This window comes from Stenotrophomonas sp. VV52 (assembly GCF_002893095.1).
Taxonomy (GTDB): Bacteria; Pseudomonadota; Gammaproteobacteria; order Xanthomonadales; family Xanthomonadaceae; genus Stenotrophomonas; species Stenotrophomonas aracearum.
Window position 1 is genome coordinate 214,348 of record NZ_PKQQ01000002.1, and the last position, 12,199, is coordinate 226,546.

The 12,199-nt window shown below is 68.3% G+C and carries 10 protein-coding genes; 9 read left to right on the forward strand and 1 reads right to left on the reverse strand.

Features of this window, described 5'->3' with window-relative positions; genetic code table 11:
* The 3 genes from C2U58_RS06995 (at position 1) to C2U58_RS07005 (ending at position 3,298) form a co-directional block, all read left to right on the forward strand.
* Positions 1 to 702 carry a pilus assembly protein gene (locus C2U58_RS06995; RefSeq protein ID WP_102945173.1) on the forward strand — a complete coding sequence of 234 codons (702 nt, stop codon included), beginning with the start codon at positions 1 to 3 and terminating at the stop codon, positions 700 to 702.
* 11 nt (positions 703 to 713) lie between these two features.
* A complete protein-coding gene (locus tag C2U58_RS07000; RefSeq protein WP_102945174.1) occupies positions 714 to 2,414 on the forward strand; it encodes a YadA-like family protein in 1,701 nt (566 codons plus the stop codon).
* Between the two features lie 236 nt (positions 2,415 to 2,650).
* On the forward strand, positions 2,651 to 3,298 hold the full coding sequence (locus C2U58_RS07005; RefSeq protein ID WP_102945175.1) for a hypothetical protein: 648 nt from the start codon (positions 2,651 to 2,653) through the stop codon (positions 3,296 to 3,298).
* Positions 3,299 to 3,301: 3 nt separating this feature from the next.
* On the opposite strand, the gene C2U58_RS07010 is transcribed toward C2U58_RS07005, so the two are convergent.
* Positions 3,302 to 5,722, reverse strand: a complete 2,421-nt coding sequence (locus C2U58_RS07010) for a penicillin-binding protein 1A (protein WP_102945176.1) — start codon at positions 5,720 to 5,722, stop codon at positions 3,302 to 3,304.
* 224 nt (positions 5,723 to 5,946) lie between these two features.
* Here C2U58_RS07010 and C2U58_RS07015 point away from each other — a divergent pair, with 224 nt between their 5' ends.
* The 6 genes from C2U58_RS07015 to C2U58_RS07040 all read left to right on the forward strand — a co-directional run bounded on the left by C2U58_RS07015 (position 5,947) and on the right by C2U58_RS07040 (position 12,197).
* Positions 5,947 to 7,005, forward strand: coding sequence for a pilus assembly protein PilM (locus C2U58_RS07015; RefSeq protein WP_038686523.1), 1,059 nt, complete (start codon positions 5,947 to 5,949; stop codon positions 7,003 to 7,005).
* On the forward strand, positions 7,005 to 7,826 hold the full coding sequence (locus C2U58_RS07020; RefSeq protein ID WP_102945177.1) for a PilN domain-containing protein: 822 nt from the start codon (positions 7,005 to 7,007) through the stop codon (positions 7,824 to 7,826). Before C2U58_RS07015 ends, C2U58_RS07020 begins: the two co-directional genes overlap by 1 nt.
* Positions 7,823 to 8,494, forward strand: a complete 672-nt coding sequence (pilO, locus tag C2U58_RS07025) for a type 4a pilus biogenesis protein PilO (RefSeq protein ID WP_070207394.1) — start codon at positions 7,823 to 7,825, stop codon at positions 8,492 to 8,494. The genes C2U58_RS07020 and pilO overlap by 4 nt, the downstream gene beginning before the upstream one ends.
* Positions 8,491 to 9,027 (forward strand): pilus assembly protein PilP, encoded by a 537-nt coding sequence (locus tag C2U58_RS07030; RefSeq protein ID WP_102945178.1) that lies wholly within the window; start codon positions 8,491 to 8,493, stop codon positions 9,025 to 9,027. The genes pilO and C2U58_RS07030 overlap by 4 nt, the downstream gene beginning before the upstream one ends.
* Before the next feature lie 20 nt (positions 9,028 to 9,047).
* Positions 9,048 to 11,027, forward strand: a complete 1,980-nt coding sequence (locus tag C2U58_RS07035; protein WP_102945179.1) for a type IV pilus secretin PilQ family protein — start codon at positions 9,048 to 9,050, stop codon at positions 11,025 to 11,027.
* 138 nt (positions 11,028 to 11,165) lie between these two features.
* Positions 11,166 to 12,197 carry a MoxR family ATPase gene (locus C2U58_RS07040; protein WP_102945180.1) on the forward strand — a complete coding sequence of 344 codons (1,032 nt, stop codon included), beginning with the start codon at positions 11,166 to 11,168 and terminating at the stop codon, positions 12,195 to 12,197.
* The last annotated feature ends 2 nt before the right edge of the window (positions 12,198 to 12,199 follow it).

The following is a 12,199-nucleotide window of genomic DNA, read 5'->3' on the forward strand; positions in this document are numbered from 1 at the left end:
ATGCGCCTGCACCGTACTGTTTTCCTGCTTCTTTTCGTGTTGTTCGCCGCTCCGGTGTCGGCCAACCTGGACGTGCACCCCATGCGCGTGCACGTCGACAGCGGGCGCACCACCAGCATCCGCGTGCATGCGCAGTCGCCGCGCACCCAGTACGTCCGCGCCACGGTCAAGCGCGTGGTCGACCCCGCGGGCGACGCCGAACACGAGGTCGACGAACCGCCCGGCGATGCTGCCGCACTTGCGGTCACCCCGGGCATGTTCGCGCTGGCCGGCGGCGGCAGCCGCCTGGTGCGGGCGATCGCGCTGGCGCCGGTGGCCGAGGAAACCGCGTTCCGTGTGTACTTCGAAGGGGTGCGTGGCGAAGACCCGGACGCATCGGCGGAGGTGGGGCCCACCGCCAGCGCCACCATCGGGGTCAGCCTGGTGTGGGGCGTGCTGGTCAACGTGCTGCCCGCAGACGGACGCGTCGCGATGCAGCTGCTCGACGGTGCCCTGCACAACCGCGGCACGTTGCGGCTGGGCATCCGCCGCATCGAACAGTGCGTCGCCGGCGCCTGCACCACCCACGACATCGAGCGCAGCGTCTATCCCGGCGCTGCGCTGGCGCTGCCTTTCCAGCCGGCAGCCGGCGCGCGGCTGCGCGTGGACTACCGGCTCAGCCGCGACGGCTATCGCGAACACCAGCAGGTCCTGCTGCCTTGAAGGGAACCACCATGTACCGTTTTGAACACGCACTTTCCCGGCGCCGCCGCGCCCGCCTTGCCGCCGCGCTGATCGTGGGGCTGCCGGGGGCAGTCGCGGCCACGCCGCCGCTCGTATCCAGCCCGGCCGGCGTGGAGGTGCGCGACGACGACGCGCCTGCGTCTGCGCGCGCGCTGTCGTTTGCCGGCGGGCTGGGGGTCGGGGTCGGCGTGGCCGGGGTGTTCGGCCGCGACCACGTACGCGAGCGCGTGGTCCAGTGCCCGGCACCGCCGCCGCCAACGCCGGCCGAAGGCGTGCTGCCGCCGGGATGGTCCGACGCGCTCTGGCAGGTCAACGACAATGGCCAGCGGATCGCCCGCAACCGACGCGACATCGACCTGCTGCGCGACAGCGTGCAGGCGGTGGTGCCGGTGGTGCCCGACCTGAGCGATGTAGTGCGCTTCGACAAGGACGCCACCGTGCACCTGCGTGGCGCACGCCTGATCGCCCTTGGCGAGGGCGATGTGGGCCCCGACAGCCGCCACGCGGTCAACGGAACGCAGCTGTATGCCACCGAAAAGCGGGTCGCGGCGCTGGAGTACACCCAGTTGTATGCGCGGGTCGGTGCCGACGACGAGAGCTTCCCCGCCTACGCCGGGCACTTGAGCACCGCAATGGGCAGCGACGCCCGCGCAGAGGCCTCGGGTTCGACCGCGATCGGCAGTTATGCCACCGCGCGCGGCAGCAATTCGGTGGCGCTCGGGCGTGCCGCGATCATCCTGGAAGGGGCGCACGACGGCTTCGCACTCGGTTCGCGCTCGCGCGTGCTGGCCGAGAACGGCATGGCCATCGGCGCCTCCACCCAGGTCTGGGAAGGCGCCCACGACAGCGTGGCACTGGGCTTCGGCTCGATCGTGCAGCGACCGTTCGAAGTGTCGGTGGGCGGGCAGGGCATCCGTCGGCGGATCACCAATGCGATGCCCGGCATCGCCCCTGACGACGTGGTGTCGCTACGGCAGCTCTCGGACCTGGCAGGGGTGATCGGCACCGGCGTCAACGCCGAAGGCGGCGTGCGCGGCCTGCGCTTTGCGGTGCAGGGCCGGTATCACGGCACGGTCTCCAGCGCGCTGGATGCGCTGGACTACGCCGTGAGTGCCGCGCATGACCGGATGGGCGGGATCGACCAGCAGGTCAGCGCGCTGGCCGCGCAGCAGGGCAGTGACGGGCAGGGCAGTGCAGACGTGGAGGCGGCGCCCATGCTGGCGGCGTCCGTGGAGCCAACCGCTGATGCAGACCGCGAGGCAGAGGCCGCAGCGCCTGCGCCGGTGTCCGGCGCAGGTCCGGCCGAGTCTGCGCCGGTAAGCGTGCAGCAGGCCACCGCGCCCCTGCCGCCGGTCGACACGCGTGCCGTGGACGACGCGGTGCAGCGCGCCAACGCCTACACCGACCAGGCGATGGTCGGCGTCGACCGCCGCTTCGACCGGCTCGACCGGCGCATGAACCGCATGGCGGCGATGGGCAGCGCACAGGCGGCGATGGCGATGAACACCGCCGGGCTGCCTACCTGGAACCGGCTCGGCGCGGGCGTCGGCCATGCCGATGGCGAGTCCGCGCTCGCAGTGGGCTACCAGCGCGTGCTGGACCGCCGCGCCACCACCACCTTCAGCCTCAACGGCGCCTTCAGCCAGGGCGGCGAGAGCACCGTGGCGGTGGGCGTGGGCATCGGGTGGTAGGCGCGCGGCGCACGGCGTGTGTACGTGCGCAGGGTCATGGCTTTGACACGCGTGGCGTGTCACTACGATCCTTGGTCGCTTGGGATTGGGGTCGAACGTTGATGGTGGGTTGCAGGCGCTGACCGTCGAACGTTGATGGTTGGCTGCACCCGCCGCGTAGGGACACGCCATGCGTGTCCTGGCCGTCACACGGAAGGTGTATTGTCGGTGGCAGGTCGTAAAGGGGAGATTCGCTCATGCATCGTGCACGACAGCATGCCGAGAGCCAGACCCGCGAACGCCGCCACCGGCTTGCCCACGAGGCAGCCCGGTTGATGGCCGAAGGCGGAATCCGCGACTACCACCAGGCCAAACTGAAGGCCGCCGGGCGCCTGGGCATCCATGATGATGCCTCGCTGCCGCGCAATACCGAGATCGAAGACGCCCTGCGCGAGTACCAGCGCCTGTTTGCCGGTGCAGGGCATGGCACGCAGCTGCGCCAGCGCCGCGAGGCCGGGCTGCGCGCACTGGAGTTTCTGCATGGCTTTTCCCCGCGCCTGTGCGGCCCGGTCCTGGACGGCACTGCCGACGCCAACAGCCCCGTGCAGCTGCAGGTGCATAGCGATGACGTCGACGCCGTGCAACGCTTCCTGGAAGAGCACCGGATCCCTGCCGAGTCGCGCATGCGGCGGCTGCGGCTGGACCGCGAACGCACGCTGGATGCACCGGTATGGGTGTTCAGCGCCGAAGGGCTGACCTTCGACGTGGCGGTGCTGCCCTACGACGCACTGCGCCAGCCACCACTGTCGAGCATCGACGAACGACCGATGCGGCGCGCTTCGGCCGCGCAGTTGCGCACACTGCTGGCCGAAGACGAGATCAGGGGCTACCTGGACAGCCCCTGATCCTCAGAAAATGTCGAACGCTGCGTCGTCGGCCTGTTGGGTCTGGGTGTTGAAGTCGTACTCGGCGAGCTTCTCCATGTCCTCCACCTTGACCCATTCGGTAGCGCCGTTGAGCGTGGCCTGCACCATCCCGGTCGGCGGCTCGTTCTGCGCCACCGGGGTGTCCTTCATCGCCACCCGCATGTAGTCGATCCAGATCGGCAGTGCCGCACGGCCGCCGTATTCGCGGTAGCCCAGCGAACGGAAGTCGTCGCGGCCCACCCACACGGTGGTGACGTACGGGCCACCGAAACCGGAGAACCAGGCATCGCGGTGGTCGTTGGTGGAGCCGGTCTTGCCGCCCACGTCCTCGCGGCCGAGCACCTTGGCTGCGGTGCCGGTACCGCGCTGGACCACGTCGCGCATCATCGAGACCAGCTGGTAGGCGGTGCGCGCATCGATCGCCCGCGGCGCGGTGCGGGCGTTGGGGTCGACCGGCACCACCGGCGCGGCGGCCTGCTCGGGTGCGGGCGCACCGGCCGGGGCCGGCGCGGCGGCCGCGCCGAAGTTGAAGCCGTCCACCACCTGGCTGACCGGCGCACCGCCGCTGGTGCCCACGCACTCGCGGCAGGCACGGGCCGGGTTTTCCTTGAACACCAGATTGCCGTCGCGGTCGCTGACCTGGTCGATCAGCCAGGTATCCACGCGCGAACCGCCGTTGGCGAACACCGCATAGCCGCGTGCCACCGACAGCGGGGTCAGCGACGCGGTGCCCAGCGACATCGACAGGTTCGGCGGCAGCTCGGCCTCGGCGAAGCCGAACTCGCTGATGTACTTGCGCGCGTACTCCACGCCCATGCCGTCGAGCAGGCGCACCGACACCAGGTTGCGCGACTGCACCAGCGCCTCGCGCAGGCGCATCGGCCCGCGGAAGCCGCCGCCGTCGTTCTGCGGCTGCCAGGTCTTGCCGCGGCGGTCGCGGAACACCACCGGGGCGTCCAGCACGATCGAGGCCGGATTGAAGCCTTTGTCGAAGGCGGCCGCGTAGATGAACGGCTTGAAGCTCGACCCCGGCTGGCGGCGCGCCTGGGTGGCGCGGTTGAACTTGTTGCCGGAGAAGCTGAAACCGCCCACCAGCGCCTTCAGCGCGCCGCTCTGGGCGTCCAGCGAGACCAGCGCGGACTGGCCGCGCGGAATCTGGTCCAGCAGCCACTGGCCTTCCTTCTCGCCGGTGCGCACGCGCACGATGTCGCCGCGCTGGACCAGCTTGCCCGGGGTCTTGTTGGTCCACTTGGCCGCCGAGGCCGGCAGCACCACCTCGGTGCGGTTGGCCAGCACCACCGTGGCGCTGCCGTCGGCGCCGGTGGAGGCCACGATGGCCGGCAGCAGCCCGGACTGGGCGCTGATCCCGCGCAGATGGGCCGCCAGCGCCGCCGCATCGTCGCCCGCGCCCAGCGCCACCTGCTGTTCCACCCCGTGCCAGCCATGCCGGTGGTCGTACTGCAGCAGGCCGTCGCGCACCGCCAGGTTCGCCGCCGCCTGCATCTCGGCGTTGATGGTGGTGGTGACGTGGTAGCCCTTGTTGAGCACGTCCCCGCCGAAACGGGCGATCATTTCCTGGCGGACCAGCTCGGCCACGTACGGCGCGTCGACCTGCACCGGCGGCTCATGCGCAGTGGCGTGCATCGGTACCGCCTTGGCCGCGTCGGCCTCGGCCTGGCTGATGAAGCCCAGGTTGGCCATGCGCTGCAGCACGTAGAAGTCGCGGCGCTCGCGGGCGCGCTCGGGGTTGCTGATCGGGTTGCCGCTGGAGGGGAACTTGGGGATGCCGGCCAGCGAGGCCATCTCGTCCAGGTCCAGCTCGGCCAGGGTCTTGCCGTAATAGAACTGGGCCGCCGCGGCCACGCCGTAGGACCGGTTGCCGAAGAAACTCTTGTTCAGGTACAGCTCGAAGATCTCGTCCTTGCTCAGTTCCTGCTCGATCTTGCGCGCCAGCAGGATCTCGGCCAGCTTGCGGGTGTAGCTGTACTCCGAGCTCAGGAAGAACTGCCGGGCCACCTGCTGGGTGATGGTCGACCCGCCGGGGACGCGCTTGTCGTTGGTGGTGGCCAGCAGCCAGACCGCGCGGGCGATGCCCTTGTAGTCCACCCCCCCGTGCTCATAGAAGCGGGCGTCCTCGGTGGCCAGGAAGGCCTGCTTGAGGCGCTCGGGGACCTCCTTCATGGTGATCGGGGTCCGCCTGGACTCGCCGAACACCGCCATCAGCTGGCCGTCGGCCGCATAGACGTACATCGGCTCCTGCATCTCGATGTCGCGCAGGGTCTGGACGTCCGGCAGCCGCGCGGAAATGGCGTAGTACAGGCCGCCGGCGACCGCTGCGCCGATCAGGGCCAGGACCAGGAAAACCACCAGCATCCAGCGCAGCCAGCGTCGAAGACGAGTCATCAGTGACAGATTCCGATTGCGAATTTCGTGGCCGCAGAGTATAGATTACGCAAGGGAACGGCTGGGGTTGTTCCCGGGGAGAGCATTTCGGTGACCGTCAGGGGACGGGCAAAGCGTGCGCTGTTGCGCGTTTTGGACGTTGGCTGTTGCCATTTGCAAAAAAAACGTTATTAATGCGCGGACGCAGGTTATGCGTTCAAGTGCCCGTCGGCAGGGGAGAAACCGTGGGGCTTATCCCAAAAAGCCAGTCGCCGCTCATCGGCGTCGACATCAGTTCGACTGCAGTAAAGCTTCTGCAGCTTTCCCGCAGTGGCAATCGTTTCCGTGTGGAACATTACGCTGTGGAACCACTTCCGCCGAATGCGGTGGTGGAAAAGAACATCGTGGAAGTGGAGGCCGTGGGTGAGGCCATCCGCCGCGCGGTGAACCGTTCCGGTACCAAGGCCCGGCATGCCGCCGCAGCCGTGGCCGGCTCTGCGGTCATCACCAAGCTCATCCCGATGCCGGCCGACCTGGACGAGAACGACATGGAAGCCCAGGTCGAGCTCGAAGCGGTCAACTACATCCCCTACCCGATCGAGGAAGTGAACCTCGACTTCGAGGTGCTCGGAGCGATCCCCAACAACCCGGAAATGGTCCAGGTCCTGTTGGCGGCCTCGCGCTCGGAGAACGTGGAGCTGCGCCAGTCGGCGCTGGAACTCGGTGGCCTGACCGCCCGGGTGATGGACGTGGAGGCCTTCGCGGTCGAAAACGCCTTCGCCCTGGTGGCCAGCGAACTGCCGATCGCCAGCGATGGCGTGGTCGCGCTGGTCGACATCGGCGCCACCATGACCACCCTGAACGTGCTTCGCGGCGGGCGCAGCCTGTACAGCCGTGAGCAGGTGTTCGGCGGCAAGCAGCTCACCGACGAGGTCATGCGCCGCTATGGCCTGACCTACGAGGAAGCCGGACTGGCCAAGCGCCAGGGCGGGCTGCCGGAAAGCTACGAGATGGAAGTGCTCGAGCCGTTCAAGGAAGCCACGGTCCAGCAGATCAGCCGCCTGCTGCAGTTCTTCTACGCGGGCAGCGAGTTCAATCGGGTCGACCACATCGTGCTGGCCGGCGGTTGCGCGGCGCTGGCCGGCCTTCCGGAAATGGTGGAAGAGCAGTTGGGCGTGGCGACCGTGGTGGCCAACCCGCTGGCGCAGATGACGCTGGGCCCGAAGGTGCAGGCACATGCCCTGGCCCAGGACGCCCCGGCGCTGATGATTGCCACCGGGCTGGCGCTGAGGAGCTTCGACTGATGGCAAGAATCAATCTATTGCCCTGGCGCGCCGAACGGCGCAAGCAACGCCAGCGCGAGTTCATGACCATGCTGGGCTTCGCCGCCATCGCCGGCGTCGTGCTGTCGGCGCTGATCTGGTTCTACTACGACCGCCAGATCAGCGGCCAGGAAGATCGCAACACGTTCCTGCAGACCGAGATCGCCAAGGTCAAGGAGCAGAACAAGGAGATCGACCGCCTGGACCGCCAGCGCGATCGCCTGCTGGCCCGCAAGAAGGTGATCGAACAGCTGCAGGCCAAGCGTTCGCAGATGGTGCACCTGTTCGACGCGCTGGTCCGGACCATCCCCGATGGGCTGGTACTGACCGCGCTGAAGCAGGAAGGCGACATCCTGACCCTGGAAGGCCGCACCCAGTCCAACGCCCGGGTCAGCGCCTACATGCGCAACCTGGAAAGCTCGGGCTGGATGACCAAGCCGGAACTGTCGGTGATCGAAGCCCGCAAGCCGGAAGAAGAGAAGGACAAGGTGGTGGGCCCGGTCGCGGACATCTCGGCACTGCCGTACGTGTTCGTGGTCAAGGTGACGCTGCCGGCACAGAGCGAAGCGGTCGACGGCCTGGCGCCGGACGGCAGCGCGGTCACGCCGGGTGCCGACCCGAACGCCGCACCGGCCACCGCGCCGGCCGTGGCACCGCTGGCCCCGGCACCGGGCACCGCGCCGGCACCTGCCGATGCACCGGCACCGGCTCCGGCCGCACCGGCACCCGCTGGCAGCCGCATCGTTCCTGCCCCGGCCACGCAACCGGCGGCGTCCAGCGCGCCGCAGAAGGGGGCCGCATGAGCAAGAAAGTCAACATGAAGGACCTGGACTTCAACAACATCGGCAGTTGGCCGCAGCAGGCCAAGATCGTCTTCTGCGCGCTGCTGTCGCTGCTGATCATCGTCCTGGCCTGGTTCGTCCTCATCAGCGGCAAGCGCGAAGAGCTTGAGACCCTGGAACGCACCGAAGTCGGCCTGCGCGCGGACTTCGAGAAGGAACAGGGCCGCGCGGTCAACCTGGAGCCGCTGAAACAGCAGCTGGCCCAGATGGAGCAGGTGCTGCAGCAGATGCTGCGCCAGCTGCCCAGCAAGACCGAAATGCCGGACCTGATCATCGACATCTCGCAGACCGCGTTGTCCAGCGGCCTGGTCAACGAGCTGTTCCAGCCCGGTGAGGAAGTGCCCAAGGAGTTCTACGCCGAGAAGCCGATCGCCCTGCGCATGGTGGGCAGCTACCACCAGTTCGGTGCCTTCGTCAGCGGCGTGGCCTCGCTGCCGCGCGTGGTCATCCTGACCATGCACGACATCAACCTCAAGCCCAAGGACCCCAAGACCGGCATCACCGCACGCAGTGGCGCGCTGGAGCTGTCCGGTACGGTCAAGACCTACCGGTACCTGGACGACGTGGAAATGGAAGCGCAGGAAAAAGCCGCTGCCCAGACCGCCGCTGCGAACGGAGGCAAGCCATGAACCTTGCCCGTACCGCACGGCTCTGTGGCCTGCTGATGCTGGTCCTGCTGGCAGGCTGCGCACGCAGCATCACCAGCACGCCCGGCGATGCGCCCAACCTGGAAAAGTGGACCGCCGACGTGCGTGCACGTCCGGCACCGCCGCTCGAACCGCTGCCGGTCATGCAGCAGTTCGAGACCTTCGAGTACTCCGCACAGGGCATGCGTGACCCGTTCACCGACGCCTGGGCCAACCCCCAGGCCGGTGGCTCGGGCCTGCGCCCGGATCCGAACCGCCGCAAGGAGCCGCTGGAAGCCTTCCCGCTGGACGCCTTGGACATGGTCGGTTCGATCGGCAACGGTGGCGGACTGGTCGCGCTGGTGATGGCACCGGACAAGGTCACCTATCGGGTGCGTCCGGGTGTCTACATGGGGCAGAGCGATGGTCGCGTGACCGGGGTCTTCGAAGACCGGATCGAACTGATTGAACTGGTGCCGGATGGCGCGGGCGGCTGGCTGGAACGGCCTGCATCGATCGCGCTTGAAGATCAATGAATGATTATGGGGATAGCACGATGACCTTTTCCAACGCCATGCTGCAGCGCTCCGTCCGGCGCCCGAAGCTGATCCACCTGTGCGCGCTGGGAGTCGCGCTCATGGTGGCCAATGGCACGCTGCTGGCGGCCACGCCGGCCGCAGCGGCAACCACCCAGGGGGCCGGCGCCACGCCGGCCGTCGCACCGGCTTCGCTGGCGGTGTCCAAGATCGACTTCAAGCGCGGTGAAGACGGCAGCGGCCGCCTGATCCTGCAGTTCGACGGTGCCGGCGCCAACCCGGACCTTCGCACCCAGGGCAACAGCGTCGTGGTCGACATCGGCAACGCGACCCTGCCGGACACCCTGCAGAAGTCGATCAACGTGGTCGATTTCGCCACCCCGGTGCAGCGCATCGACCCGAAGCCGTATGGCGGCGGTACCCAGCTGGTGCTCAACACCAGCACCGCGTTCGAGTCGCTGGCCTACCAGACCGGCAATGAGTACGTGGTCGAGATCAGCCCGCGCAAGAGCGCCCCGGCCACCGGTGCGATCACCGCGACCACGGTGACCCAGGCGGCTGCCGCGGTTGCCCAGCGCGGGTACAGCGGCAAGCCGGTGACCTTCAACTTCCAGGACGTGCCGGTGCGCACCGTGCTGCAGTTGATCGCCGAAGAGTCCAACCTGAACGTCGTGGCCTCCGACAGCGTCGCCGGCAACGTCACCCTGCGCCTGGTCAACGTGCCGTGGGACCAGGCACTGGACATCGTGCTGCGTGCCAAGGGCCTGGACAAGCGTCGCGAAGGCGGCGTGATCTGGGTCGCGCCGCAGCCGGAGCTGGCCAAGTTCGAGCAGGACAAGGAAGACGCGCGCATCGCCATCGACCAGCGCGTGGACCTCGTCACCGAATACGTCCAGATCAACTATCACAACGCCGCGCAGATCTTCAAAGCGCTGACCGAAGCCAAGGGCATCGGCGGCGGCAGCGGTGGCGGTGGTGGTGGCGGTGGTGGCAGCACGTCGCAGGAAGACAGCGGCTTCCTGTCCTCGCGCGGTCGCCTGGTGGCCGACGAACGTACCAATACGCTGATGATCAGCGACATTCCGAAGAAGGTCGCGCGCATGCGCGAGCTGATCAGCGTGATCGACCGCCCGGTCGACCAGGTGTTGATCGAAAGCCGCATCGTGATCGCCACCGACACCTTCGCGCGTGAGCTGGGTGCCAAGTTCGGCATCACCGGCAGCCGCGACAACGTCTACTTCAGCGGCAATACCACCACCAACCACAGCAACATCACCAGCGACGGCGAGAACGCCACCGAGTACCAGGAAGCGCTGAACGAGTGGGCGGCAGGTGGCGGTACCGGTCCCGTGCCGGTGCGCCCGCCGCGCACCATCAACACCGGTGGCCTGAACTGGAACCTGCCGGTCGCAAGCACCCTTAACCCGGGTTCGCTGGCACTGTCGATCCTCAACGCCGGCTACCTGCTGGACGTGGAGCTCTCGGCCATGCAGCAGGAATCGCGTGGTGAGGTGATCTCCAACCCGCGCGTGGTCACCACCAACCAGCGCGAAGCGGTGATCAAGCAGGGTAAGGAAATCGGCTACGTCACCATCACCGGTGGCACCGGCGGCCAGGCAGCGACCCCGAACGTGCAGTTCAAGGAAGTGCTGCTGGAACTGAAGGTCACCCCGACCATCACCAACGACAACCGCGTGTTCCTGAACATGTCGGTCAAGAAGGATGAAGTCGAAAGCTACATCGTGCTGGAAGGCTACGGCCAGGTGCCGACGATCAACCGCCGCGAAGTCAACACCGCGGTGCTGGTCGACGATGGCCAGACCGTCGTGATCGGTGGCGTGTACGAGTTCACCGACCGCAACAGCGTCAACAAGGTGCCGTTCCTGGGCGACGTGCCGTTCCTCGGCAACCTGTTCAAGAAGCGCAGCCGCAACAAGGACAAGGCTGAACTGCTGGTCTTCGTCACCCCGAAGGTGCTGCGCGTGGCCAAGACCAACTGAGTCCTGCCACCGGAGTACAGCGAAAGGGCCGCCACCGTGCGGCCCTTTTCGCGTTCAGGCAATCTTGATCCCGCAGCCGGGCCGGGCCTGCCATCATGGGTGCGGAACCTTACGCCTGTCGCGTGGTCAGATGGACCCATGAACCTGCCACCCCCCATGCCCGCACCCGACCCCACGCCCGTTGCCCCGACCCCGGAGCACGACCGCCTGCACGACGGCTTCCGCGCACTGCGCACGGCGCTCTCTGCCGAGATCGTCGGCCAGGACGCGCTGGTCGAACGCCTGCTGACCGCGCTGCTGGCCGACGGCCACCTGCTGGTCGAAGGCGCGCCCGGCCTGGCCAAGACCACCGCCATCCGCGCCCTCGCGGCGCGGTTGGAGGCCGATTTCTCCCGGGTCCAGTTCACCCCCGACCTGCTCCCGGCCGACCTGACCGGCACCGAGATCTGGCGCCCGCAGGAAGGCCGCTTCGAATTCGTCCCCGGCCCGATCTTCCACCCGATCCTGCTCGCCGATGAAATCAACCGCGCCCCGGCCAAGGTGCAGTCGGCCCTGCTCGAGGCGATGGGCGAACGCCAGGTCACCGTCGGCCGGCACACCTACGCGCTGCCCAAGCTGTTCCTGGTGATGGCAACCCAGAACCCGATCGAGCAGGAGGGCACCTTCCCGCTGCCCGAAGCCCAGCTCGACCGGTTCCTGATGCACGTCCGGATCGGCTACCCCGACTCCACCGCCGAAGCCGAGATCCTGCGGCTGGCGCGCGATCGCGCCCGCGACGCCTTGGGCACGCCGGCCCCCGCCCCGTCGCGGATGCCGCTGGACGATGTGTTCGCCGCACGCCGCGCGATCCTCTCGCTGCACATGGCGCCCGCGCTGGAGCGCTACCTGATCGAACTGGTGCTGGCCACACGCGACCCGGCCCGCTACGACCCGGCGCTGGCGCGTCGCATCGCCTGGGGGGCAAGCCCGCGCGGCTCGATCGCGCTGGAGCGCTGCGCGCGTGCCCGCGCCTGGCTGGCCGGCCGCGACTTCGTCACCCCCGACGACGTGCGCAGCGTGGCGCCCGATGTCCTGCGCCACCGCGTGCTGCCCAGCTACGAAGCCACGGCCGAAGGCTGGGACGGCGAACGCCTGGTGGCCGAACTGCTGGCCCGCGTGCCGGTGCCCTGAGC